This is a genomic window from Nonomuraea sp. GTA35 (genome assembly GCF_041950525.1).
Taxonomy (GTDB): domain Bacteria; phylum Actinomycetota; class Actinomycetes; order Streptosporangiales; family Streptosporangiaceae; genus Nonomuraea.
Genome location: NZ_JBGNUV010000001.1, coordinates 171964 through 197595, shown reverse-complemented (window position 1 = coordinate 197595; position 25632 = coordinate 171964). Strand labels below are relative to the sequence as shown.

21 protein-coding genes are annotated in these 25632 nt (G+C 73.9%); 7 read left to right on the top strand and 14 right to left on the bottom strand.

The features are described from left to right. Positions 1–87 precede the first annotated feature (87 nt). From ACBJ32_RS00870 to ACBJ32_RS00845, 6 genes are all read right to left on the bottom strand, one after another. Entirely contained in the window at positions 88–2850 is a 2763-nt protein-coding gene (locus ACBJ32_RS00870; RefSeq protein ID WP_375124925.1) for a LuxR C-terminal-related transcriptional regulator, read from the bottom strand. A gap of 58 nt (positions 2851–2908) precedes the next feature. Continuing rightward, positions 2909–3943, bottom strand: a complete 1035-nt coding sequence (locus ACBJ32_RS00865) for a carbamate kinase (protein ID WP_375124924.1) — start codon at positions 3941–3943, stop codon at positions 2909–2911. 1 nt (position 3944) lies between these two features. Next, positions 3945–4946, bottom strand: coding sequence for an ornithine carbamoyltransferase (argF, locus tag ACBJ32_RS00860; protein WP_375124923.1), 1002 nt, complete (start codon positions 4944–4946; stop codon positions 3945–3947). Then, the gene (locus ACBJ32_RS00855) at positions 4943–6199 is read right to left on the bottom strand and encodes an arginine deiminase (RefSeq protein WP_375124922.1); all 1257 of its coding nucleotides are present in this window, start codon (positions 6197–6199) and stop codon (positions 4943–4945) included. Before ACBJ32_RS00855 ends, argF begins: the two co-directional genes overlap by 4 nt. After that, positions 6196–7641 (bottom strand): amino acid permease, encoded by a 1446-nt coding sequence (locus tag ACBJ32_RS00850; RefSeq protein ID WP_375124921.1) that lies wholly within the window; start codon positions 7639–7641, stop codon positions 6196–6198. Before ACBJ32_RS00850 ends, ACBJ32_RS00855 begins: the two co-directional genes overlap by 4 nt. A gap of 126 nt (positions 7642–7767) precedes the next feature. After that, positions 7768–8970: a low temperature requirement protein A gene (locus ACBJ32_RS00845; RefSeq protein ID WP_375124920.1), complete on the bottom strand. Its 1203-nt coding sequence runs from the start codon at positions 8968–8970 to the stop codon at positions 7768–7770. A 229-nt stretch (positions 8971–9199) separates the two neighbouring features. On the opposite strand from ACBJ32_RS00845, the gene ACBJ32_RS00840 reads away from it, so the two are divergent. Further along, complete coding sequence (locus tag ACBJ32_RS00840; RefSeq protein ID WP_375124919.1) at positions 9200–10441, top strand: RICIN domain-containing protein; 1242 nt, start codon at positions 9200–9202, stop codon at positions 10439–10441. A gap of 153 nt (positions 10442–10594) precedes the next feature. On the opposite strand, the gene ACBJ32_RS00835 is transcribed toward ACBJ32_RS00840, so the two are convergent. From ACBJ32_RS00835 to ACBJ32_RS00825, 3 genes are all read right to left on the bottom strand, one after another. Further along, complete coding sequence (locus tag ACBJ32_RS00835) at positions 10595–11899, bottom strand: hypothetical protein (protein ID WP_375124918.1); 1305 nt, start codon at positions 11897–11899, stop codon at positions 10595–10597. Positions 11900–12122: 223 nt separating this feature from the next. Continuing rightward, positions 12123–13784, bottom strand: coding sequence for a GAF domain-containing protein (locus ACBJ32_RS00830; protein ID WP_375124917.1), 1662 nt, complete (start codon positions 13782–13784; stop codon positions 12123–12125). A 61-nt stretch (positions 13785–13845) separates the two neighbouring features. Beyond that, positions 13846–14283: a hypothetical protein gene (locus ACBJ32_RS00825; protein ID WP_375124916.1), complete on the bottom strand. Its 438-nt coding sequence runs from the start codon at positions 14281–14283 to the stop codon at positions 13846–13848. A 138-nt stretch (positions 14284–14421) separates the two neighbouring features. Here ACBJ32_RS00825 and ACBJ32_RS00820 point away from each other — a divergent pair, with 138 nt between their 5' ends. From ACBJ32_RS00820 to ACBJ32_RS00805, 4 genes are all read left to right on the top strand, one after another. Beyond that, entirely contained in the window at positions 14422–14862 is a 441-nt protein-coding gene (locus ACBJ32_RS00820; protein WP_375124915.1) for a pyridoxamine 5'-phosphate oxidase family protein, read from the top strand. Positions 14863–14968: 106 nt separating this feature from the next. Beyond that, positions 14969–16207, top strand: a complete 1239-nt coding sequence (locus ACBJ32_RS00815) for a cytochrome P450 (protein WP_375124914.1) — start codon at positions 14969–14971, stop codon at positions 16205–16207. Between the two features lie 231 nt (positions 16208–16438). Next, on the top strand, positions 16439–16852 hold the full coding sequence (locus ACBJ32_RS00810; protein WP_375124913.1) for a ribonuclease domain-containing protein: 414 nt from the start codon (positions 16439–16441) through the stop codon (positions 16850–16852). Positions 16853–16861: 9 nt separating this feature from the next. Beyond that, the gene (locus tag ACBJ32_RS00805; protein WP_375124912.1) at positions 16862–17221 is read left to right on the top strand and encodes a barstar family protein; all 360 of its coding nucleotides are present in this window, start codon (positions 16862–16864) and stop codon (positions 17219–17221) included. Between the two features lie 6 nt (positions 17222–17227). Here ACBJ32_RS00805 and ACBJ32_RS00800 read toward each other — a convergent pair whose 3' ends face one another. After that, the gene (locus ACBJ32_RS00800) at positions 17228–17872 is read right to left on the bottom strand and encodes a response regulator transcription factor (RefSeq protein ID WP_357888060.1); all 645 of its coding nucleotides are present in this window, start codon (positions 17870–17872) and stop codon (positions 17228–17230) included. Positions 17873–17883: 11 nt separating this feature from the next. Then, positions 17884–19098 (bottom strand): sensor histidine kinase, encoded by a 1215-nt coding sequence (locus tag ACBJ32_RS00795; protein ID WP_375124911.1) that lies wholly within the window; start codon positions 19096–19098, stop codon positions 17884–17886. Between the two features lie 191 nt (positions 19099–19289). Between ACBJ32_RS00795 and ACBJ32_RS00790 the strand changes: the two genes are divergently transcribed. Next, positions 19290–20849, top strand: coding sequence for an alpha/beta fold hydrolase (locus ACBJ32_RS00790; protein ID WP_375124910.1), 1560 nt, complete (start codon positions 19290–19292; stop codon positions 20847–20849). Positions 20850–20916: 67 nt separating this feature from the next. Here ACBJ32_RS00790 and ACBJ32_RS00785 read toward each other — a convergent pair whose 3' ends face one another. The 3 genes from ACBJ32_RS00785 to ACBJ32_RS00775 form a co-directional block, all read right to left on the bottom strand. Further along, positions 20917–21378 (bottom strand): cyclase, encoded by a 462-nt coding sequence (locus ACBJ32_RS00785; protein WP_375124909.1) that lies wholly within the window; start codon positions 21376–21378, stop codon positions 20917–20919. 370 nt (positions 21379–21748) lie between these two features. Continuing rightward, positions 21749–22708, bottom strand: a complete 960-nt coding sequence (locus tag ACBJ32_RS00780) for an NAD(P)H-dependent flavin oxidoreductase (protein WP_375124908.1) — start codon at positions 22706–22708, stop codon at positions 21749–21751. A gap of 98 nt (positions 22709–22806) precedes the next feature. Beyond that, a complete protein-coding gene (locus ACBJ32_RS00775) occupies positions 22807–23043 on the bottom strand; it encodes a DUF2630 family protein (protein WP_375124907.1) in 237 nt (78 codons plus the stop codon). A 375-nt stretch (positions 23044–23418) separates the two neighbouring features. Here ACBJ32_RS00775 and ACBJ32_RS00770 point away from each other — a divergent pair, with 375 nt between their 5' ends. After that, the gene (locus ACBJ32_RS00770; RefSeq protein ID WP_375124906.1) at positions 23419–25335 is read left to right on the top strand and encodes a BTAD domain-containing putative transcriptional regulator; all 1917 of its coding nucleotides are present in this window, start codon (positions 23419–23421) and stop codon (positions 25333–25335) included. Positions 25336–25632 lie beyond the last annotated feature (297 nt).

Sequence of the window (25632 nt, the reverse complement as noted above, 5' to 3'; positions counted from 1 at the left end):
ACGCCTTTCAACGGCACGTGAGATGGATCACCATCCGGTCGCCAGCTAAGACAAGACAGCCTTCGGGCTCTGTGACAGCTCCCTGGGCTAGTTGCTCCCGATGTCGGCGTCCGACGGGCGTAGCTGCCTGCGTGAGGTGATGCCGAGCTTGGTGAAGACCTTGCTCAGGTGCCACTCGACGGTGTGCGGGCTGAGCAGGAGCCGGGCGCCGATCTCGGCGTTGGTCAGCCCGTTGCCGGCGAGCCTGGCGATGTGCGCCTCCCGCGGGGTCAGGGTGTCGCGCGGGCGGGTGGCGCGCTCGGTGACCGGCTCGCCGGCGGCGGCGAGCTCGTGGCGGGCACGGTCCGCGAACGCGTCGGCACCGGCCGCGGTGAGCAGGTCGCAGGCGGTGCGGAGCTGGCCGCGCGCCTCCTGGGGCCGGTTCTCCCGCCGCAGCCACTCGCCGTACAGCAGGCGGGCGCGGGCCAGCTCCATCCGGATCCGGGTCCGGCCGAGGTGGTCGATCGCCTGCCGGTACAGGGCCTCTGCCGTACGGCCGGTCGCCAGCAGCGCCTCGGACCGGGCCAGCACGCCGAGCGCCCAGTCGGTCCCGGCGACCCGGGCCGTCGCGGCCAGGCGCTCGTGTGCGGCGGCCGCGAGCTCGGGCTGCCCGCTGCGGACGGCCGATTCGACCAGCTCCGACAGCGCCCAGTAGACGATGGCGGTCTCCGTCGGGTGCTCGGCCGCGGCGCGGGCCGCCGTGACGGCCTCCTGGTACCGGGCGAGCCCGTTCAGCATCAGCGCCCGAGCCCAGCGGGTGACCACGACTCCGCTGTCCTCGCCGCGGGCCATCACGTCGGCCGTGCTCGCCTCGATCAGCGGGGCGGCGGCGGCCTCGTCGCCGTGCCAGGCGGCCAGCGCCAGCGCGCCGTACGGTGCCAGCGCTCCCCCGGTCGCCTCCCCGATCGCCTGGATCTCCGCGACCAGCGAGACGGCCGCCGCGCGCTCGCCGGAGAAGAGCCGTACGACCGCGAGCGAGTTGAGGGTGAGCGGGAGGACGCTGAGATCGCCGACGTCACGGGCGACGCGGACGTGCCGTTCGGTGAGGATCGCCCAGCTCTCGTCGTCCCACATGTCGGCGGCGGTGACCCCCGCCAGCCACAACCAGGGCTGGTCGGTCGCGCTGGACTTGTCCTCGGCGCGGAAGGCCCGCAGGGCCTCCCGGGCCGGCGGCACGGCGGCCGGATATCCGTCGGTGTACAGCGCGGCGAGGCTGTCCAGCAGCAGGTCTCCGGGCCGGTGCCGAGCCGGGCTCGGCGCCGCGCGCACCGCCCGTGCCACCGCGAGCACGCCGGAATCCTCGGTGAACCCGCCGGCGAGCAGGGCCGCCCCCATGGCGTCGCGGTAGGTGTCGCGGGCGAGCTCGATGTCCAGCGGCTCCAGCCGGCGGCCCGCTTCGAGGAGCAGCCGCGGCGCGGCCATGTCGTGGCCGGAGGCGAAGGCGATCTGCGCCCGCATCAGGTTGACCCGTGCCCGGTGGAACTCCTCGGCCGGCGCCTCGTCCGCCGTGTGCAGCAGCCTCAGCGCGACGTCGAAGGCGCCGCAGCGCAGTGCGGCCTCGGCGGCGGACAGGGCGCGGATCGCGCGCGTCGCCGCGTCCGGGGTCAGCTCGGTCGCGCGCCGCAGGAACTCGGCCACGGCCGCGATCCCGCCGCGGCGCTGCGCCCGGTCGGCGGAGCTGACCAGCTCGGCGGCGACCTCCTCGTCGGCGCCGGCCGCCGCGTGCGCCCGGTGCCAGGCACGCCGGTCGGGGTCGACGGCCGGGTCGATCGCCTCGGCGAGGGCCCGGTGCACGGTGCGGCGCTCGTCCGGGCCGGCCGCCCGGTAGATCGCCGTACGCACCAGCGGATGCCGGAACCGCACCCGGGAGCCCAGCTCGATCAGCCCGGCCGCCTCCGCCGCCGCCCCCGCGCTCATCGGCAGGTCCAGCAGCCGGGCGGCGCGCAGCAACAACGTCATGTCGCCGACCGGCTCGGCCGCCGCCGTCAGCAGCAGCTGCCGCGTCGGCGCGGGCAGCGACCGCACCCGCCGGGCGAAGCTGTGCTCGATCTGGCTCGCCAGCGGCTGCGCGTCGGGCCGCCCGAACCCGCCGGCCAGCTCCGCCGCCGTCAGGCCGCGCGGCAGCTCCAGCAGGGCCAGCGGGTTGCCCCGCGTCTCGGCCACGATGCGGTCCCGCACCCGCTCGTCGAGCCGCCCGGGAACGGCCGAGTCGAGCAGCGCGCGGGCGTCGTCCTCGGGCAGGCCGCCGACCGCCAGCTCCGGCAGGCCGCGCCACTCGGGCCCGGCCGCCGGCTCGCGTACGGAGAAGACCACGCCGATCCGCTCGGCGAACAGGCGCCGCGAGACGAACGTCAGCGTCTGCGCCGAGGCCTGGTCCAGCCACTGGCCGTCGTCGATCACGCACAGGAGCGGCTGGTCCTCCGAGACCGCCGCCAGCAGGCTCAGGACGGCCACCCCGATCAGGAACCTGTCCGGCGGGCTTCCGGCGCTGTGGCCGAACGCGACGGCCAGCGCCTCGCTCTGCGGGGCCGGGATGCGGTCGCGGCGATCCAGCATCGGCGCGCACAACTGGTGCAGGCCCGCGAAGGGCAGCTCCATCTCGGATTCGACGCCTGCCGCGCGCAGGACCGTGCACCCGGTCGAGCGGCCCACGAGGTAATCGAGCAACGCCGATTTCCCGACGCCCGCCTCGCCGCGGATCAGCAAGGCGCGCCCCGGGCCGGAGCGCACGTCGGCGAGCACCCCGTCCAGCACCGCGCACTCCACCCGCCGATCGCGGAGCTCGAACGCCCCCGCACCACCAGTCGTCATCGCTGCACCACCCCGACAGGAGGGTAAAGCCATGGGTCGTTCCCGCGACAGGCGGGGTCTATCGGCGGGCTGTCGTGGCCGTGCCTTCGCGCCTGGCCGTGCCTTCGTGCGTGGCCGTGCCTTCGTGCGTGGCCGTGCCTTCGTGCGTGGCCGGCTGCCCGCTGTCCGTGACGGTGGACGGCTGCCCGCCGTGCGTGATGGTGGTCCCGGCCGTGCCGGCGAGCACCGCGGGCGCGTCCCGCAGCGCCCCGATCGCCGCCGGCCGGCCGGTCGCGGTGACGAACCGGATGCAGGCCTCGACCTTCGGCGCCATCGATCCGGCGGGGAAGCGCATGGCGCGCAGCTCGTCGGCGTCCGCCGTGGACAGCGGCCGCTCCTGAGGGGTGCCGAAGTCCCGCCGGACGGCGTCCACGTCGGTGAGCACCACGAGCCGGTCGGCTCCCAGCTCGACCGCCAGCAGCGCGGCCGTGAGGTCCTTGTCGACGACGGCCTGCGCCCCCTCGTACCGGCCACCGTCCCCGGCGAGGACGGGCACCCCGCCCCCGCCGCCGCAGATCACGGTCGTGCCGGCGGCCACCAGCTGCCGGATCGTCGGCAGCTCGATGATCCGGCGGGGTGCCGGGGAGGCGACGACCCGCCGCCAGGCCCGGCCGTCCCTGGCGACGGTCCACCCGTGCTCCAGCGCGAGCCTCCTGGCCACCGGCTCCGGGTAGCCCTGGCCGACGAACTTGGCGGGGGCGTGGAAGGCCGGGTCGTCCGCGCCGACCTCGGTCCGCGTGACGATCGTGACGGCCGGCCCGGCCAGGCCCGCGTTGCCCAGCTCCTGCGCCAGCCAGTATCCGATCATGCCCTGGGTCTGGGCGCCGAGCGTGTCGAGCGGGAACGGGTGGGTCAGGGCCGGGTCGTTCTCGCTCTCCACGGCCAGCATCCCGATCTGCGGCCCGTTGCCGTGGCAGAGCACCAGCGTGTGCTCGGCGGCGAGCGGGGCCAGCGCCAGGGCGGCGGCGCGCACGTGCCGCCGCTGGACCTGCGCGTCGGGGCTTTCCCCGCGCTCGAGCAGGGCGTTGCCGCCCAGGGCGACGACGAGCAGCATGTCACTCCCCCAGCGCCGCGACGAGCAGGGCCTTGATGGTGTGCATCCGGTTCTCCGCCTGCTGGAAGACCACGGAGGCGGCGGAGGAGAACACCTCGTCGGTGACCTCGGCCCCGGCCAGCCCGTACTGCTGGTGGACCCGCCGGCCAAGCTCGGTGGTGGTGTCGTGCACGGCGGGAAGGCAGTGCAGGAAGCGCGTGCCGGGACGGCCCGTGGCGGCCATCACCTCCGCCGTGACCCGGTAGGGGGTGAGCAGCGGGACGCGCCGGTCCCACTCGGCCTCGGCCTCGCCCATGCTGACCCACACGTCGGTGTAGACGAAGGCGGCGCCGTCGAGCGCCGCCGCCAGGTCGCCGGTGACCGTCACCCGGGCGCCGCTGGACAGGGCCGCGTGCTCGGCCTCCTTCACCAGCGCGTCCGGAGGGCGCAGCTCGGCGGGTGCGGCGATGCGCACGTCCATGCCGAGCATGGCCCCGGTGACGAGCAGCGACCGGGCGATGTTGCCGCGCCCGTCGCCGACGAAGCAGCAGCTGATCGCCTCGATGTCGCCGGGCTGGTGCTCCCGCATGGTCAGCACGTCGGCGAGCATCTGCGTCGGGTGCCACTCGTCGGTGAGCCCGTTCCAGACCGGTACGCCGGCGTGCCGGGCCAGCTCCTCGACGGTCTCCTGGGCGAACCCGCGGAACTCGATCCCGTCGTACAGGGCGCCCAGGACCCGCGCGGTGTCCGCGACGCTCTCCTCCCTGCCGAGGTGCGACCCCGACGGTCCGAGGTAGGTGACGTGGGCGCCCTGGTCGTAGGCGGCCACCTCGAACGCGCACCGGGTGCGGGTGGAGTTCTTCTCGAACACCAGGGCGATGTTGCGGCCGGTCAGCGCGGGGCGTTCGCGCCCGGCCCGCTTGGCCTCCTTGAGCTCCGCGGCGAGGTCGAGCATCGCCAGGAAACCCGCGCGGCCCAGGCCGGTCGGGGTGAGCAACGAGCCGGGGGCGGTCGGGAGGGTCATGACGGCTCCTTCGGGGCGGGCGACACGGGGTCACGCAGGATGGGGCAGGTCATGCAGCGGGCGCCGCCGCGGCCACGGCCCAGCTCGCTGCCGGCCAGCGGGATGACCTCCAGGCCGTGCTCGCGCAGCATGGCGTTGGTGGCGGTGTTGCGCTCGTAGCCGAGCACCACGCCGGGCGCGATCGCCAGGAAGTTGTCGGCGTCGTTCCACTGCTCCCGCTCGGCCTCGCGCCGGTCCCCCGCCGCGGTGAGGATGCGGACGCCGTCGTCCTCGAGCGCCTCGCTCAGACCGGCGGCCAGCCCCGCCCGGCGCTGGACGCCCCCGTCGGGGGTGAGCAGCCAGACCCGGGCGGCGGCCTGGTCGAAGTAGGGGTAGGCGACGAAGGTGGCGACGTCCACCATCGTCAGCACGGTGTCCAGGTGCATCGTCGAGCGGGCCTTGGGCAGCTCGACGGCCAGGACGCGGCGGGCGTGGCCGCCCTCGAAGAGCCGCCTGGCCAGCGCCTCCATGCCCATCGGCGTGGTGCGCTCGCCCATCCCGACCATGGCGACGCCGTCGCCGATGACGTGGATGTCGCCGCCCTCCAGCGTGGCGGGGGCGTGGTCGAGATCGTCGTCCCCGTAGACGATCTCGAAGCCGGCGCCGGCGAACAGCGGATGGTGCCGGTAGACGGTCCTGGTGTTGATGGACTCGCGGCTCCTGGCCGGCTTGGCCATCGGGTTGACCGCGACGGCGCGCCCGATCCAGGCCGCGTTGTCCCGCTGGAACAGGGTGTTGGGCAGCGGGGTGAGCACGAAGTCGTCGGCGTCGAGGCTCTGCCATGCCACGCTGCGCCCGCCGAGCGGGCCGAGGTCCGACTTCACCACCCCGCCGATCAGGTAGCCGGCCAGCAGCACCGGGTCGGTGTCCAGGAACAGCGCCCGCAGCTCCCTGGCCAGGGCGGCGCCGAACCGCTGATCGGTGCACAGCCGGTCCACGGCGAAGCTCCGCCCGCCGTCCGTCGCGAGCGCCTGCGCCAGCAGGTCGGCGAACAGGTGCACCCGTACGCCGTGGCCCCGCATCACCTCGGTGAACTCGTCGTGCTCGCGGCGGGCGCGGTCCGCCCACAGCACGTCGTCGAAGAGCAGCTCGGCGGCGTTGTCCGGGGTCAGCCGGTCCAGCTCGCGGCCCGGCCGGTGCACGACGACCTCGCGCAGCCTGCCGATCTCGGAGTGGATGCCGACCCGCAGCGTGAGGTCCTGGCTCGTGGTCATCGCGCCACCGCCGGGCTCTGGCCGTAGGAGCCGCGGCGGGCCTTGACCCACACGTACACCGGCACGCCGAGCAGCAGGCAGAACGTGCCGTAGTAGACGGCCTGGTACCCGCTGCCCGCCAGCGCCCAGAACCCGAACGCCAGCGCGAGCGCCGAGACGGTGACGTCGCGCGCGAGGTGGCCGGCCCGCAGCCGCCTGCCCTCGGTGCGCAGCCAGTACAGCTGTGCGGCGGCGGCCAGCAGGTACGGGACGACCGAGGTGAGCACCGACAGCAGCACCACGGTGATGAACACCTGCTCGAAGCTGGTGTAGCTGACCACGGTGAGCCCCGCGGCCAGCAGGGTGGAGACGACGATGCCGAACGCGGGCACCCCGGCCCTGGTCTGCCGGGCGAAGGCGGTGGGGAACAGCCCGTCCTGCGCCGCCGCCCTGGGCATCTCGGCCACGATCAGGGTCCAGCCGACCAGCGCCCCGAAGCCGGACACGACGGCCGCGGCCGCGACGGTGGCCCCCGCCCACTCGCCGCCGAAGATGGCGTTGGCCGAGTCGGTGAAGGGCGCGGTGGAGCTGACGAGGTCGTCGTGCGCCACGGTGCCGAAGACGGTGACGGTGCCGAGGATGTAGACCACGGCGCAGGCCAGGGTGCCCAGCACGGTGGCCCGGCCGACGTTCCGCCTCGGGTCGCGGACCCGGCCCGCGGCGACCGAGGCGGTCTCGATGCCCAGGTAGCTGAACAGCGCGATGGCGCCCGCGGCGCTGATCGCGCCCAGCCAGGAGGTGCCGCCGGCGTTGAACTCGCCGAAGTTCGCCGTGTTGACGAACAGCAGGCCGACCGTCGCCATGAACAGCAGCGGGATGAACTTCAGCACCGTCGCGACGACCTGGAACGCGGCGAAGCTGCGCAACCCCATCAGGTTGACCAGCGCCGGCAGGAGCAGCCCTGTCAGCGCGATGACGATCGACCACCCCACCTCGTGCCCGGTGTTCCAGAACACCTCCACGTAGCCGACCCAGGCCACCACGATCGCCGCGTTCCCCGCCCACGCGGTGATCCAGTAGCTCCAGGCGATGAGGAACCCGGCGAACTCGCCGAACGCCTCGCGGGCGTAGACGTACGGGCCGCCCGCGCCGGGCAGCCGCACCGCCAGAGCGCGGAACGTCAGCGCCAGCGCGATCGCGCCGATCGTGACGAGCCCGAACGCCACCAGCGAGATCGGCCCGAACACGGCCAGGGCGGACGGCAGCGCGAACACCCCGGTCCCGATGACCGAGCCGACCACCAGCGCCGACGCCGTGCCGAGCCCGAAGCGGCCCCCACCCTGCTCCGCTCCGGCCTCGGCAGGCCCACCCGGCTCCGCACCAGCCTCCGGACGTCCACCCGGCTCCGCATCGGCCTGCAAGGGCCCGGCCGGGGCCGGTGTTCGGGAACGGGAAACCCGCATGATCCACCTCTCTCATCGCGGACGGTGATCGGTTCGCTCACTTGGACCGGGCGGCCGCCGCGTCCGTGACAGCCCCGGCCGGACCCGGCGAGCGGGCCGGACCCGGCGGGCGAGGGCGGGCGAGCGCTACCGGGCGGCCCTGAACGGCCGCCGGGCACGGCGGGTCCCGGAGTGCGGCGCCGGCTCGCGGGCGGAGCTCGCGGCGATCGTGATGGCGACCGCCAGGACGCAGGCCGCCGCGATGGCCGTGGCCACGCCGTGCACGCCGATCCAGGGCACCGCGAGCGGCAGCGCGAGCACGACGGCGGCGCAGCCGGAGATCACGGCGGGATGGATGACGGACTCCGGCTCGATCGGCGTGTGCACCATCCAGAGCAGCAGGAGGAACACCCCGACGGGGATCGCGACGGCGTAGGCGACGGTGAGCGGCGTGGCGGTGATGTGGTGCCCGCTCTGCTCGACGGCGACCTCCAGACCGGCGCCGAGCGCGGCCAGGGCGGCGAAGATGCCGTAGTGGCCGTATCCCCACCGGTAGGAACGATCTCGGCGCCCGCTGAGCCCGTCGCCGGCCTCCACGAGGAAGTACAGCCACCACAGGGCGAACAGCACCACCAGTCCGGAGACAGCGATCATGACGAAGGGGCTGCTGATCGCGCTCGTCTCGAGCGCCCTGGCGACGCCCCTGGACGCGGCGAGCACGCTCTCGCCGAGCAGGATGATCGTGAACAGGCCGTAACGCTCGGCGATGTGGTGCGGGTGCCAGGTGGTGGGCTCGGCCCGCTCCGCCCACAGCGGCACGGCGAGCTCCAGGGCCGCCAGCAGCAGGAAGAGCGGCAGCTCGATGCTCACGGGCGCGACCCACGAGTGGTACATCCAGCCCACGGTCAGGACGGTGATCCCTGCGGCGTAACGCAGTGCGGTACGCCGGCGCGCCGGGTCCTCGAAGGCGACCCGCAGCCACTGGGCGACGAGCCCGATCCGCATGATGACGTAGCCCAGCGTGACGAAGCCGTAGTCGGTGTGCTCGCTCGCGGCCGGCACGCCGGCGGCCAGGACCAGTACGCCGGCCATCTGGACCATGGTCAGCACCCGGTAGGCGACGTCGTCGGTGTCGTACGACGAGGCGAACCAGGTGAAGTTCATCCACGCCCACCAGATCGCGAAGAAGACCTGGAGGAACGGGATGATGCCGGCCAGCGCGTGCCCCTCGACGATGTGGTGGGCGAGCTGGGCGGTGACGGCCGCCACCGCGACCACGAACGTGAGGTCGAACAGCAGCTCCAGCTGGCTGGCGACGCGGTGCGGCTCGTCGATGGGGCGCGCGCTCATGCGGATGCGGATGCGGATTCTGGCTGGTGGCAAGCTGTCACTCCTGTCGCGTGCGTGAGGCGGTCCTGGCGCTGAGACCGGGCAGCGGTCCCGATTCGTGACAGTCCACGCGAAAAATCCGCAGGCGACTCGTTCACCATGCGAGAGAGCGCTCTCTTGACAGGTGGGCTCACCTTGCCGGAGTGTTTCCGTAAACTCTCACCCCCGTGGATCCGATGAGGTAACCCACATGGCACGCACCCCCCGCTCCAGAACGTTGCTCGCCATCGGAAGCGCTCTCGCCGCGATCATCGCGCTGGCCGCCCCTCTCGCCGGCACCGCCGCAGCGGCCCCCGCCCCCGGGCCCCTGGTCTGGTCCGACGAGTTCGACGGCGCCGCCGGCAGCGCCGTCGACCAGTCGAAGTGGCGCTTCGACATCGGCGGCAGCGGCTGGGGCAACAACGAGCAGCAGTACTACACCAGCAGCACCCGCAACGCCGCCATGGACGGCGCGGGAAATCTGGTGATCACCGCCCGCCGCGAGAACCCGTCCAACTACCAGTGCCACTACGGCACCTGCCAGTACACCTCGGCCCGCCTGCTCACCTCCGCCACCTTCACCCGCGCCTACGGGCGGTTCGAGGCGCGCATGAAACTGCCGCGCGGGCAGGGCATCTGGCCGGCCTTCTGGATGCTCGGCAACGACATCGGGACGGTCGGCTGGCCCAACAGCGGCGAGATCGACATCATGGAGAACATCGGCCGCGAGCCCAACACCGTGCACGGCACCCTGCACGGGCCCGGCTACTCCGGCGGCGGCGGCATCGGCGCCGGCCACACCATCGGCAGCCCGTTCGCCGACGCGTTCCACACCTTCGCCGTGGACTGGTCACCGAACCTGATCATCTGGTACGTCGACGGCGTCGAGTTCCAGCGCCGCACCCCGTCCGACCTGGGCGGCAACCGGTGGGTCTTCGACCACCCGTTCTTCATGATCATGAACGTGGCGGTGGGCGGCCACTGGCCGGGCTACCCGGACGCCACCACCACGTTCCCGCAGACCCTGACCGTCGACTACGTCCGCGTCTACGCCCCGCCCACCAGCGGCTCCGGCGGCCGGATCACCGGCTACGGCGGCAAGTGCGTGGACGTCGCCGGCGCCGGCACCGCCAACGGCACGGCCGTCCAGCTCTGGGACTGCAACAGCACCGCCGCCCAGAGCTGGGCCTGGAACACCGACGGCTCCGTCCGGGCGCTCGGCAAGTGCATGGACGTGACAGGCGCCGCCACGGCGAACGGGGCTCAGGTGCAGCTGTACGACTGCAACGGCACCGGCGCGCAACGCTGGACCTTCGACGCGGGCACCGGCCAGATCGTCAACCCGCAGTCCGGCAGGTGTCTGGACGCGACAGGGGTCAGCTCGGCCAACGGCACCCGGCTGCAGATCTGGGACTGCACGGGCGGCGCCAACCAGCGGTGGGCCCGCACCTGACCCGGACCGCCCGCCCGTCTTGATCCGACCAGATCGCCTTCCGCAACGTCCGCGTCAAGCCGCTGAGCGTCACCGGGAAGGGCGAGGCGTGCACGGCGGGCCGCGGGGCGCGGGCAAGCGCTTGACGCCCGGGTGTCAGGGGACGCCCGGGTGTCAGGGGACGCGCCGCACCCGGATGCCGTGGGCGTCGGCGCGCTCGGTGCCGCCCGCGTCCACGTTCGTGATGGGGATCAGCCCCCGCACCTGCCCCGAGCGCCCATCGTCGGTCATGCGCACGATCAGCATGCCGGGGTCGTGGCCGTGGGAGGAGTGCGGGTCGCCGGAGAGCGGGTTGGGGCCGCGGGTCGAGGCGAACACCCACCCGTGGTCCGGCGAGGAGGCGAACAGGTCCACTGTCGGGTCGGCGCTGTACGGGGAGGTCAGCGGCACCGTGTTGACCCGGGCCCCGGTGCGCCCGTCGAAGACCTCCACCACGTTGGCGTCCCGGTCGCCCACCCAGACGTGCCGCTCCCGGGGGCCGACGGCGGTGCCGTGCGCGTCGCGTTCCGGGGTGTCGTCGTCGTAGAGCCGCTCGACGGCCGGCGTGTTCGGCGGGTTGGCGGCCGAGTAGCCGCCGCGCGGCATCCGGAAGACGCTGAACTGGTCGAGGTTGGCCGGGGTGCCGCCGCCCCCGTCGCCGAAGACGGCGCCCTTCGCCTCGATGAACCCGCAGCCGTTGGCGGGCACGTGCGCGGCGTCGTACTCGCCCGTGATGGCCATCGGCGTGGCGCGCCAGTCCACGACGAACATGCCGCCGCCGCGCAGGCTGACGAAGACCGGGCCGTTGTCGGAGGCGATGAACGGGCAGATCGGCGCGTTGTCGGGGCGCAGCTCGGGGGCCTGGCAGGGCGCGCCGGCCGGCGTGGTGCAGCCGGCCAGGTCGAGCGTCGCCGCGGCCTCCTGGGTGAAGGTGCCGGTGGCGTAGTCGGTGCGGATGCGCTCCAGCTTCTTGCCGTTCTGGTTGGCGATGACGAGGTAGCGGTCGTCCCCGGTGGGCCACAGGGCGTGCGCCTGCCGGGCGCCGCCCGCCCCCGTCTCGGTCTCGACGCAGGCGAGCGGGAGGCGGGAGGTGGCGTCGAAGATCACGACATGGCCGCTGGCGACGAAGGCGAGCGCCGCGTGCGTCCCGGCCTGGTTGAACACGATCATGTGCGGCCTGACCGGGTTCCTGCCGGTGGCGGCCAGGCACAGGGACGACGTGGCGCCCGCGAGGTCGATCACGGAGACCGGGCGCGCGGCGGACAGCCGCCTGGTGACCTCGCCGCCGTCGTAGACGTGCACGTAGCCGCCGTAGGTGCGGCCGTTGCTGTCGGACTGGTCCACCAGCCAGATCTCGTACGCCTCACCGCCGGGGTCGGCCCCGGCGGCCCCCAGGGTGAGCGTCATCAGCAGCGCGGCGATCACGACACGCCATTTCACGGCGCCTCCCCAGGGACGTCTCCAGCACTGATCGTCGCCTGCAGTGTCTCCGCGATCTCGTGTCCGGACAAGGGTCACGCCACGATGCCGGCCGGGGGCCGGCGGCCCGCAGCAGCACGTGCTGCAGCGCCTGCCGCAGGCGATGGGCGGCGTCCAGCGCGCCTCACCGAATGATCCCGGATCAGGGCCGAAGCTCCTGCGTCGCGAGGCCGGGAGGCCCGGATCAGGGCCGAAGGTCCTGCGGCGCGGGGCCGGGTGGCGCGGATCGCAGGGGGACCTGCCAGCGCAGGCGGGTGCCGCCGCCGTCGTCGGGAGCGTCGAGGTGCGCGGTGCCGCCGAGCCCGCGGGCCCGCTCCTCGATGTTGCGCAGCCCGCTGCGCCGCCCGGCCTCCCCGACGCCGACGCCGTTGTCGGTCACCACCAGCGTGAGCCGCTCGCCCGCCTCGACCGACACCTCCGCGCGGCCGGCCCGGGAGTGGCGCACCACGTTCGACAGCGCCTCGCGCAGCACGGCGAGCAGGTGCTCGGCGACCGGCTCGGGCACGACGGTGTCGATCTGGCCCTCCATGCGCAGGCCCGGCATGAAGCCGAGATGGCTGCCCGCCCCCTCGACCAGCTCCACGATCTGCCCGCGCAGCCCGGGCGCGATCTCGTCCACCGGCCCCTGCAACGCGAAGATCGACGACCGGATCTGCCGGATCGTCTCGTCCAGCTCGTCGATCGCGTGCTGCAGCCGCTTGGACGCCTGCGGGTGATCGACCAGCCGCACCGTGCTCATCAACGTCATGGCCGTCGCGAACAGCCGCTGGATGACCACGTCGTGCAGGTCCTTGGCGATGCGGTCGCGGTCCTCCAGCAGGCCCAGCCGCTCGGCGTCGCGCCGCGCCTCCGCCAGTTCCAGCGCCAGCGCCGCCTGCCCCGCGAACGCCTGCAACATCTGCCGGTCCGCCCCGCTGAACGGCAACCGGCCGCTCCGCTTGGCCAGCATCAGCACGCCCCGCACCCCCGGCGCGGTGCCCAGCGGCACGAGCAGCGACGGCCGCCCCTCCGGCTCGCTCATCGGCTCGCCCCGGGTGAACACCTCGCCGGCCGGCGTGCCGTCGATCTCGCACGCCGTGCCCAGCAGCTCGCGCGCGCCCTCGCCCTCGGCGGCCGCCACCCGCAGCGCCGGCCCCTCCGGCAGCAGCACCTGCGCCAGGTCCGCGTCGCTCATCTGCCGGGCGCGCGCGGCCACCACCGACAGCACCTGGCGGGGGTCGGCCCCGGACAGCAGATTCGTGGTCACGTCAGCGGACGCCTGCAGCCACCTCTCGCGCCGCCGCGACTCCTCGTAGAGGCGGGCGTTCTCCACCGCGACGCCGGCCGCGGTGGCCAGCGCGATCACGACCGCCTCGTCCTCCTCGTCGAACTCGCCGCCGCCGCGCTTCTCGGTCAGGTACAGGTTGCCGAACACCTCGTCGCGCACGCGTACGGGCACGCCGAGGAACGTGCCCATCGGCGGATGGCCTGGCGGGAACCCGTACGACTCGGGGTGGTCGGCGATACGGCCGAGCCGCAGCGGCCGCGCGTCCTTGATGAGCAGGCCGAGCAGCCCCAGCCCGTGCGGCCAGTGCTCGATCCTGGCGATCTCCTCCTCGCTCAGCCCCACCGGGATGAACTGGACGAGCGTGTCGCCCTCGCCGACCACGCCCAGCGCGCCGTAGCCGGCGTCCACCAGCGTGGTCGCGGTCTCCACGATGCGGCGCAGCACCGTCTCCAGATCGAGGTCGCTGCCGATGGAGACCACGGCCTCGAGCAGCGCATGGACGCGGTCCCGCGTCGCCAGCACGGCGTTCAGCCGCACCTGCAGCTCCGCCAGCAGCTCATCGAGGCGCATCTGCGGCATCAACGGACGGTGCTCGCTCTCCACACCGGCCAGTCTGGCACGCCGGGGACGCGGCCCGTACCTAGGTCGCGGGCAGCGCGGCGGCAAGCAGCACCACGCCCAGCGAGCCCACCAGCGACGCGATCGCCATGCTCCTGGCCAGCCGGGGACGGCCGGCGCCGCCGGCCCAGCCGTGCGCCCCGGCCATGGCCATGACGGCGCAGAACAGCAGCAGCTTGGCCGCCAGGATCCGGCCGTAACCGGGCTCGGCCAGCATGGCCCACGTGACGCCCTTGTGCCAGGCGATGGCCACGCCGGTGGCGAGCTGGAGCGGCAGGAACACCGCGACGGTGAGCAGCCCGAAGCGCCGGCCCACGGCGGTCAGCACCTGGCCGCGCCGCTCGGCGTCGAGCAGCCGCCGGGCCAGCGGCAGCACCACCAGCGACACCGTGAGCTGCCCGCCGACCCACAGCGCCGCCCCGAGCACGTGCAGGAACCGCACCACCGACCACCACGTCATGGCTGTGTCCGCCCTCCTCACCCGTCCCGGAGCCCGATCAGGCTACCGGCCGCGCCGGCCGCGGCCGCAGGGTCCTCCTTCCGGCGAAGAAGGGACTTTGGTCCCTGGTCCCGCACGGGACGGGGTCGGCAGGCTGTGATGGTGATGTACCAGAACGGGACGGGCGCCCGGCGGCTGCGGGAACTGCCCGGGAGCGAGGCGCTGCGCCTGCTGGCCGGCGTGCCGTTCGGCCGGATCGTCTTCACCCGCCACGCGTTGCCCGCGATCCGGCCGGTGAACCACGTCGTGGTGGACGGCGCGATCGTCATCCGGTCCAGCCCCGGCACGATCCTCAGCTCCCACGTGGCGCCGGCGGAGGCCGTGGTGGCGTACGAGGCCGACGAGCTGGACGGGCACGAGCGCCTGGGCTGGAGCGTGATCATCACCGGGGTGGCGCGCCTGGTGACGGAGCCCGGCGAGGCGGCGCGGCTCCGGGCCGTCCTGACCCCCTGGGTGGCGGGCGAGATGGAGCAGGTGATCCGCATCCAGCCGGAGATCGTCACGGGGTTCGAGCTCGTGCCCGCGGCGGTCCCGGCGTAACGGGCGTACAAAGATCGGTCCGCCGGGATAGTGGGCGCGGCACGGACGGATGGGGAACGCTGCCCGTGGACGGAACGGACGCAGCCCCCAGAGTCGGGAGATCCCCATGGACCATGCCGGTGCACGCCCGTTCGTCATCGATCCCGCGGGCCGCGACATCCACGGCGAGGCCGAGCGCATCCGCGCGCTCGGGCCCGCCACGCGCGTCGAGCTGCCCGGCGGCGTCCTGGCGTGGGCGGTGAGCGACCAGGCCCTGCTCAGGCGGCTGCTCACCGATCCCCGGGTGTCCAAGGACGCCTACCTGCACTGGCCGGCCTGGATCAAGGGGGAGATCTCCCCCGAGTGGCCGCTGTTCGCGTGGGTGGCCGTGCGCAACATGCTCACCGCGTACGGGCCGGACCACCGGCGGCTGCGCGGGCTGGTCTCCAGCGCCTTCACCGTCCGCCGCACCGCCGCGCTGCGCCCGCGCATCGAGGCGATCGCCGCGGAGTTGCTCGACGAGCTGGCCGACGTGCCGCCTGCGACGGTGACCGACCTGCGCGAGCGGTACGCCTACCCGCTGCCGATCAGGGTGATCTGCGAGCTGTTCGGCGTCGGCGACGAGGCGACCCGCGAGGAGGTGCGCCACTGCGCGGACTCCTTCTTCCAGATCGGCCGGCCCGACGCCCCGGACACGGCCGACATCCTGGCCCGCCTGCAGGCCGTCCTGCGCGGGCTCGTCGCGGACAAGCGCGCGAACCCCGGCGACGACCTGTCCTCGGCGCTCATCGCCGCCCGCGACGAGGAGAACGCGCCGCTGGAGGAGCACGAGCTGGTCGACACGCTCGTCCTGTTCCTGAGCGCGGGTCACGAGACCACGGTGAACCTGCTCGACAACGCGATCTGCGCGCTGCTCGCCCATCCCGGCCAGCTCGCCCTCGTCCGCGCCGGCCGCGTGAGCTGGGACGAGGTCGTCGAGGAGACGCTGCGCAGCCAGGGCCCGATCGCGAACCTGCCGCTCCGCTTCGCCGTCGAGGACATCGACCTCGGCGACGGCGTCGTGCTGCCCGCGGGCGAGCCCATCCTCAGCTGCTACGGGGCCGCCGGGCGCGACCCGCTCGTGCACGGGCAGGACGCCGGCGCGTTCGACGTCACCCGAGCCTCGAAGGAGCACCTGGCCTTCGGGTACGGCATGCACCGCTGCCTCGGCGCGCCGCTGGCCACGCTGGAGGCCACGATCGCGCTGCCCGCCCTGTTCGCGCGATTCCCCGGCATGAGGCCGGCCGTGGCGCCGGACGAGCTGCTGCCACTGGAGTCGTTCATCTCCAACGGGCACCGCGCGCTGCCCGTCCTGCTGTCGGTCTGACGTCGATCCCGCCGGCACGCCGTCGCGGGCGGTGCCTGCCGCCATGGCTACTCCCTGGCCGTGCCCGGTGACCGCGGTTCCGTGCGCGAGGCGGTCGAGGGCGTCCGCGTCCGTCGGGCACCATGAACACGCCTCGCATTGTTCACCGTCCCTTGGCGTTGACGTCCTTCCTTGACAACACGCGAAAAGCGATCATGACGGTATCCGTCACCCCTTCCGCAAGGAGGCTTCGTGCACGCTCCGCCGCGCCCTCGCCCGTCCTGGCCGGTACGGCTCGCCGTCGTCCTGTCCGCCCTCGCCTCCCTCGTCGGGCTGGCCGGGGTCGCTCCCGCCAACGCCGCGGTCCACAGCTCCTGCACCATCTCCCGCTGCGCCGACGCCCGCTCGGCCAAGGCGATCTGGGCCTCCAAGGGCTACCCCACCAGCGCCGGCTGGTACTCCTGGCCCGACGGCAGGTACAACTACACCGGCGGACGCCACTACAACCGCGAGGGGCAGCTGCCCGCCGACGCGATCTACTACGAGTACGACGTGTACTCTCGTGCCCGGGGCGCCGCGCGTGACGCGTACCGGATCGTCGTCAACCGCAGCACCGGCGTGGCCTGGTTCTCGCCCAACCACTACACCGACTTCTACCGGCTCTAGGGAACGTCCATGACCTCTGCCCCGCGTCCGCTGCCCGCATGGCTGACCGTGTCCACCGGCCGGGTCGTGGACGGGCGGGCCTGCCGGACCCGTGCCGCCTTCTTCGAGGAGGTGGCGCGGGCCCTGCGCTTCCCCGGCTACTTCGGCCGCAACTGGGACGCGCTCACCGACTGCCTGCGCGACATCGGAGCCGTCACGCTCGTCGTCGGCCACGCCGAGGAGCTGCTGGCCGACGAGCCTCCCGAGCAGCTCGCCACGTTGCTGACCGTGCTCGCCGACGCCTCCCACGACGGGCTGGCCGTGACGCTGTGCGCGGACGCAGGGCACGACGCCGCCCTGCGCGAGCGCGTCGCCGCCGCGCTGAGCTGATCCCGGTCAGCCCTGGAGGTAGCGCAGGACGGCCAGCACGCGGCGGTGGTCGTTGTCGGACGGGGCCAGGCCGAGCTTGGTGAAGATCTGCGTGACGTGCTTCTCGACCGAGCCGTAGGACAGGAACAGGCTCTCGGCGATGGCGCTGTTGGAGCGGCCCTGCGCCATCATGGCCAGCACCTCGCGCTCCCGAGGCGTCAGCAGCGCCAGCGCGTCACCGCGGCGGCTGGCGCCCATGAGCTGGGTGACGACCTCGGGGTCGAGCACGGTCTCCCCCGCCGCGACGCGGTCGAGGGCCGACAGGAAGTCCCTGACGTCGGCCACGCGCTCCTTGAGCAGGTAACCGATGCCGCGGGCGCCGCCGGCGAGGAGCTGGGCGGCGTAGCGGGTCTCGATGTACTGCGAGAACACCAGCAGGCCCAGCCCGGGATGGTCGCGGCGGACCTGGATGGCGGCCCGCAGCCCCTCGTCGGTGTGGGTGGGCGGCATGCGCACGTCCACCACCGCCACGTCGGGGCGGTGCTCGGCCACGGCCGCCACCAGCGCGTCACCGTCGCCCACGGCGGCCGCCACCTCGTGGCCGCGCGTGGTGAGCAGCAGGCACAGGCCGTCGCGGAGCACCACGGCGTCCTCGGCGATCACGATGCGCATGGGCCGTCCGTTCACGCACGCAGGGGCAGGTCGACGGTGACCACCGTAGGGCCTCCGGCGGGGCTGTGGATCGCGAGCTCGCCGTCCACCACCCGCACGCGGCCGGTCAGTCCGCGCAGCCCGGAACCGGTGGCGGGCCCGCCGCCCGCCACGACGGCGCCGCCCTCGCCGTCGTCCCACACCCGCAGGCGCAGCCGCCCGCCCTCCGCGCGCAACCGGATCGCGGCCTGCCGGGCGCCGCTGTGCTTGGCCACGTTGGCGAGCAGCTCGGCGGTGCAGAAGAACGCGATCGTCTCGACGGCGGGCGAGGGCCGCTCGGCCAGCTCGGCGTCCAGGTCCACCGGCAGCGGGCTGCGGGCGGCGAGCGTGGCCAGGGCCACCTCCAGGCCCTTGTCCAGGGCGGGCGGGTGGATGCCGCGGATCAGGTCGGTCAGCTCCGACAGGGTCTCCTTGGCGCCGCGGTGGGCGCCGTCGATCAGGGCGCGGGCGCGTTCCAGGCGCTCGGGGTCGCCGGCCTCGGCCAGCTCCTCCCTGGCCATGCTGAGGCTCATGGCCAGCGCCGTCAGCCGGGCCGCCGTCCCGTCGTGCAGGTCGCGCTCCACGCGGCGCAGCGCGGCGGCGGCGTCCTCCACGGCCAGCGCCCTGGTCTCCTCCAGCGTACGGATGCGGGCCTGGGCGGGGGGCGGGCCGAGCAGCGTACGCGCCAGCATCCGCTCCGGCAGCAGCGCGACGTGCACGGCCCAGGGTGCCAGCAGCAGCAACCCCAGCCCGAGCACGCCCAGCAGCAGCGCGCCCGGCCAGCCCTCCGGCGCGGGGAGGCCGGGGAAGCGCCACCACAGCGGGCACGTCAGCAGCACCAGGCCGAGCCCCCACGTCCCGGCGGCGGCCGCGAAGGCGAGCGCCGCCGCGGGCAGGCGGACCACGGCGTGGATGATCGCCCGCCAGCCGGCGACGTCGCCGAGCGCCGAGCCCATCCGGTTCAGCAGGCCCCGGCCCGGGCGGTAGGGCGCGGGCGCCGGCACGTCCGTTCCCGCCAGCGTCCACGCCAGCCCCCGATTGGCCGCGCCGAGCCGTCTCGCGGCCACCACGCATCCCGCCAGCAGCGGCAGGCCGACCAGGTAGGTGGAGGCCACCACGCCGACCAGCACGACCAGCAGGTGGACCAGGCCGAGTGCGGCCATCACCGGCATCGTCAACGTGTAGCCGAGCTCCCGCCAGATCCGCACCGGCCCGCTCCCTTCTCCTCGCCTTCCAGGCTGACGGAACCGCCCCAGGACGGCCACCCGGTGATCCCCCGGGGGTTGTCCCCCGCCGGGTACGGCGGACCTTCCCGTGGTGCGCGGATGGTGGCGCGGGCGAGGGTGGCCCTGTGGGTGATCGATCGGACATCGGTGGATCGAAGGAGAGGAGTCACGACATGTTCCGCAAGTCCACGGGCCTGGCGGCCGGGCTGGCGATGGCGACGCTCATGGGGCTGGCCCCTTCAGCGGAAGCCGCGGCGGACACGACGGCGAGCGCGACGGCGGACACGGCGGCGGGAGCCGGAGCGGTGCGGCCTGCCCGGGAGACGGCGACCCAGCCGGCCTTGGCCGCCCAGACGACGGCGGCTCGCAGGACGGCGCCGATCGTGTGGGGGGCGTGCACCGGTGAGGACGTTCCCGCCGGGATGGAGTGCGGCGCGCTCGACGTGCCGGTGGACTGGTCGAAGCCGCGTGGCAAGCAGGTCAGGCTGGAGCTGGCCAGGCTGCCGGCCACCGAGCCGGCCCGCCGCATCGGCAGCGTGCTCGGCATCCCCGGCGGCCCTGGCGCCAGCGGCATCGACGACCTCAAGCGCGCGGCGCCCGACCTGACCGGACTGCGCCGCCGCTTCGACCTCGTCGGCTACCGGCCGCGCACCACGGCCTGGGGCGCGACCGCGGCCGAGCCGTGCTGGAAGCCCGGCGTGGCGCTGCACGACCCGCGCGACCCCAAGGAGTTCGAGGCCATGAAGGCGGCGATGGCCCGGGCGTTCGAGGCCTGCCGCGAGGCTGACACGACGGGCCTGTTCGCCCACCTGGACTCGCTGTCCATCGCCAGGGACATGGAAGCCGTGCGCAGGGCGCTCGGCGAGGAGCGGCTGAGCCTCATGGCCAACTCCTACGGCGGGGTGGCCGCGGCCGCGTACATCAGGCTGTTCCCGCAGCGCATCAGGGCCATGTACCTGGACGGGGTGGTCGACCAGACGGAGGGCTGGCCCATGGTGAACCTGGTGATGCGCACCGGCGTGGAGGAGGCGCTGGAGCGGTTCGGCCGCTGGTGCGCGGCGACTCCCGCGTGCGCGCTGCACGGCGAGGACGCCACGGAGATCTGGCGCGAGCTGACCCGCACCACCGACCGCGAGCCGATCCCGATCACGTCGGAGCGGTACGGCGAGGGCGAGCTGACCGGCTGGCACCTGCGCAGCCTCGGCTTCCTCCCGGACCCCGGCCCCGGCCACTCCCGGTGGCTGGCGCTGGCCGAGTGGGTGGACAAGGCGCGGCGCGGGGACGGCTCGGGGTTCGCCGACCACGTCCTGGGCAACACGCAGGTGTGGGCCATGCCCGCGATGCTGGCGATGACCTGCGGCGACGAGCGCGGCTACACCGGCTGGGCCCAGCTCCGGAAGTACCGCCGCGACATCCGCGAGGCCGCGCCGGACTTCTCGGGGGCGGCGTTCGACCAGCTGGGCTGCATCGGCTGGCCGGAGCCGGTGGCCAATCCGGCGCGCCCGCTGGAGGTGCACGGGCTGCCGCCGATGCTCGGGGCCGGCACCCTGGAAGGGGACTTCCCGCTGACCGAGCGGTTCATCCGGATGGTGCCGGGCTCGGTGACCCTGGGGTACGACGGGCCCGGGCACGTCCTCTACCTGTCGGGCAGGAAGTGCCCGATCGCGCACGCCACCGCGTACCTGACCGGGCTGAGGCTGCCCGCGGCGGGCACCGTCTGCCCCGCGGAATGACGCGGGCTCACCCCGAGACGGCCCCGTCGCGGACGCAGGTGCGGGTGGCGGGGGCCCGGCGTGGTTCTCATCGAGCGGTGCGCGTGACGTCCTTGATATGGGCGTTGCGCAGGAGGATGAGCCTGGTCAGGTAACGCTTCAGGACCAGGATCTCGGCGAGCGCGCCCAGCGGCGGCACGGGGGCGGCGAAGTCGACGACGTCCGTCATGAGCGTGGCCGCGCCGTCGTGCGCCGCCTCGAACGTGTGGGCGTGACGCCAGCGCCTGAACGGGCCGGTGACCTGCTCGTCCACGAAGTACGAGGGGCGTGTGCAGGCGCTGATGATCGAGGTCAGATGCCAGGTGAGGCCGAAGTGGCGGGCGCGCCACGTGACCTGGTCACCGAGAGAGAGCCGGCCGGACGTGACACCCGCCACCGCCTGCTCGGCGGTGTGTCCCATCGAGGACGTGTGCACGTCCACCGACAGGGACGCGTCGAAGACGACCGGCGGCGGCGCCAGGACCAGCGTGGTCACCTCGAATCGGGCCATGCGCGGATCCTAGCCCCGCACACCCGCCCTGCCTCCGCCAGCCCGGCCCCCCGCAGCCCCGCAGCCCCGCAGCCCCGCAGCCCCGCAGCCCCGCAGCCCCGACGCAGGGTAGGCACCGCAGAGCAGACGGCCGTATGGCACGCGGCCCGCCGCAGGTCGGGCAGCGCTCAGGGCGGCAGCCCCGAACACCACAGGCCGCACACCCCACGGGCCACAGGCAGCGGTCGCAAGGCCGCGGACCGCAGGCGCTGGCCGCACGCGGTGGGGCTGCCCTACGGGAGGCGGCGGCGCCACAGGGCGGCGGTGCTCGGTGCGAAGGCGGCAGGCGGCAGGCGGCAGGCGGCGGTCGCTGGGTTTGCGGGTGGCCGGGTCAGCGGTCGCCGGTGAAGCGGCGGAGCAGTTCGTCGGCGGCGGCGAAGCCGACGACCACGTCCGCCGCCGTGCGCTGCCGCTCCACCATGCCCACCGCCTGCCCGGCGTAGACATAGGCGGTGTCGAAGTCGCCCGCCGCGCGTGCGGCCTCAAGCTCCGCCCGCGCCGCCTCGTCACCGGCCAGTTCCTCCTCCCGCCCGTGCCACCGCTCGAAGAAGGCGTTCCGCAGCGCGCGCCCGCCGAACTCCGGCGGCCAGGCCAGCCGTTGCGCGACGTCGAAGACCCGCCCGTACGCCGTGCCGGTCTCCCCGGTGGCCAGCACGCGCGCCAGGGCGGCCTCGGACAGCGTGGTCTCGGCGCAGCCCAGGAACGCCGTGCCGGCCCAGGCGCCCGCCGCGCCGGCGGCCAGCACGGCGGCCAGGCCCCTGGCCGTGGCGATCCCGCCGGCGGCCAGCACCGGGACCGTCACCTCCTCCAGCACGCCCTGCAGCAGCGGCAGCGTGGCCACCTCGTCACGGCCGTGGCCGCCGCCCTCGCCGCCTCTGGCCACCACGACGTCCGCGCCGGCCTGCTCGGCCTCCCGCGCCTCCCGCGTGGTGCCGGCCTGGACGGCGACGGTGATGCCGGCGCTCCGCAGCGGCTCGACGTACGGGGCGAAGTCTCCGAAACTCACCGAGACCAGCGCCGGCCCCGCCTCGATGGCGGCGTCGAGCTGGGCGGGATGGTGCTCCAGCGCCCACGCCATCAGCCCGATCCCGTACGGGCGCCCGCCCGCGGCGGCGACCGCGGCCTGCTCCGTGATCCACGGGGCCGGCGCGGAGGCGGGCACCCCGATCATGCCGAGCCCGCCGGCCGCCGAGACGGCCGCTGCCAGCCGCCCGTCCCCGACGCCCGCCATCGGCGCACCGACCAGCGGCACGTCCAGCCCGAAACGGTCGGTCAGCCAGGTGCGTGGCATTCGTCGCTCCTCATCACCCAAGGTCTCATCACCATCGCCAGAGGCCACGTTGCCAGAGACCTCGCCACAGCAGATCTCGTCACTGACTCCAGACCTCGTTACTGCAGGTAGCCTTCGACCTGCGCGACCGGCGCGACCTCGGCGTCATCGGGGTCCATCCCGGCCGACTGGCGGGCGCGGCGGCGCCGCAGCAGGTCCCAGCACTGGTCGAGGGTCTCCTCCAGGTGGGTCATCCGGGCGTGCTGCTCCGGGCCGGCGGACTCGCGCCGGGATAGCAGGTCGTGCTCCTCCTCCACGAGGGCGTGAATGCGCTGGAGGATCTGCTGGTCGTCCATCGTCCGTCCGATGCCTTCCTGTGTGCATGCCGATCGGGGCCCACCGTGCCGGGGGGGGACGATCCACCGTACATCGCACCAATGTGTGATCTTGACGGCCATGCCCGCCCGGCCGGCCGGCCGCGGGAAAGGACCCCCGCACCCGGCCGAGACGAATTTCTCGCAACCCGCATATCGATGCGGCAATAAATTTCAACAGGCCCGGAACCGTCTCCGCCGCACCGGCCGGCTTTTTCTGACGCGTAATCTTCTTATGCCGTTCCAGGAAGTACCGTTCCAAGGTCGCTTCCGCCGATCATTGGTCGCGGCAAATCAAGATCCGTGTGTAATCGAACGGTCCTGTTGGGGAAAAGCCGCGCGTTGCAAGGTGGTCATATGGATTTCAAGATCCTCGGGCCGATCGAGGTTCGTACCTCTCTCGGGAGACCGATCGCGCTCGGCCGCCGAAAACAGCGCGTGCTGCTGGCCGCCCTGCTGCTCAACACCGGAAAGGCGATCCCCAGCCGGCGCATGCTCGACTGGCTGTGGGGCGAGCGCGCCCCGGCCACCGCGGAGTCGAACCTCTACACCTACATCTCCGCGCTGCGCAAGGTGCTCGGCTCCCCCTCCCGCATCGAGGCGGGCTCCAACGGGTACATGCTGCGCGTCACGCCCGGCGAGGTCGATGTCACGCTGTTCGAGGACCTCGCCGCGCAGGGGCGGCTGGCGCTGTCCGCCGGACGCCACGACGTCGCGCTCGACCGGCTGACCCGGGCCCTGTGCCTGTGGCGCGGCGAGTCCGTCCTGGAGGAGTTGCCCCTGCCCGCGCCGCTGCGCTGCGAGGCGGCGCGGCTGGAGCGGCTGCGCGCGACCGTCGTGGACGCCTCGCTGGAGGCCAGGCTGGCGCTCGGCCAGCACGGCGAGATGCTCGCCGACCTGGAGGCCATGACCCGCAGGGACCCGCTGAACGAGCGGCTCAGGGCCCAGCTCATGCTGGCCTTGTACCGTTCCGGCCGCAGGGCCGACGCGCTGACCGTCTATCAGAGCGCGCGGATGACGCTGGCCGCGGAGGTCGGCATCGACCCCGGCCCCGACCTGGTCCGCATGCACCAGCGCATCCTCGCCGACGACCCCGCCCTGACGCCGCCGCCGGCGGTCGCCGCCCGCAGGGCCCCGGCCGAGCTGCCCATCGGCTCGGCTGCCTTCACCGGCCGGACCACCGAGATCTCCCGACTGCGCACGATGCTGACCACCGGCTCCGGCGCCACCGCCATCTCGACGATCACGGGCGCCGCCGGGGTCGGCAAGTCGGCGCTGGCCGTGCACGTCGCCCACCAGGTCGCGGGCCATTTCCCGGACGGGCGGCTCTACGTGGACCTGCACGGCTCCACCCCCGGCGTCGCGCCGCTGAACCCGGCCGACGTCCTGGCCCGCCTGCTGCGCTCGCTCGGCGACGACACGGCCGCGGGGCCCTTCGGGCGGCCCGACGTGGACGAGGCCGCGGCCCGCTTCCGCTCGCTGACCGACGGCAGGCACCTGCTGCTCCTGCTCGACAACGCCCGCGACGCCGCTCAGGTGCGCCCGCTGCTGCCCGCGAGCCCCACCTGCCGCGTGCTGGTCACGGCGCGCCGGATGCTCACCTCGCTGGACGCCGCGTCGCACTTTCGCCTCGGCGTCATGGCCGAGGACGAGACCTCCACGCTGCTCGGCCGCCTGATCGGGGAGGAGCGCGTGGCCGCCGAGCAGTGGGCGGCGCGGGCGATCGTACGGCTGTGCGCCGGGTTGCCGCTGGCGATCAGGATCGCCGCCGCCCGGCTGATCGCCCGGCCGGAGCTGTCGCTGCGCGCCCTGGCCGACCGGCTGGCGGTCGAGGACCACCGCCTGTCCGAGCTGCAGGCCGACGACCAGGCCGTACGGGCGTGCTTCATGATGAGTTACCGGAGCCTGGACGCCGAGTCGTCCCGGATGTTCCGGCTGCTGAGCCTGCTCGGCGGCGGCGTCATCAGCGTCGCGGCCGCCGCGGCCCTGGCCGACCGCCCCGAGCCGCGCACCGCCGACCTGCTGGACCATCTCGCGGAAGCCCAGCTTCTGGAGTCATGCGGCCACGACCGCTACCGCATGCACGACCTGCTCAGCCTGTTCGCCCGCGAGCGGGCCAGGGAGGAGGACACCGAGGAGGACCAGGCCCAGGCCGTCCGGCGGGCGCGGCGCGGCGTCCGGACGCTGCCCGCCCTGCCACCCGCCCAGCCACTCCCTCCGCCGCTCACCCCACCGCCCGCCCAGCCGGTCACCTACATGACCGTGAGGGGCTGAAGCCGGCCCGCCCCCGGGAAATCATCCGTATTCACCGGGAGATCGGATCGAGAAATACCCGGCGATCCGCTCCCGGCCGCTTTTTCTTCTCCGCCGTCCCGCGCCCGCCGCCGACCTACACACATTTGTATGGCACGGGGCATAGCCGGATTCGACATTGTTGACGCCAGGTCTCACCTTTTCTCGCCGCCGAGAAGAAGGCCGGGCACCAGCGGAATTCGCGCGAACCGGGAAGGGCGGACGTGTCTGAACTCATCGGCGTGGACGAGTGTGAAAGTTTCACCGTGAAACAGGTCC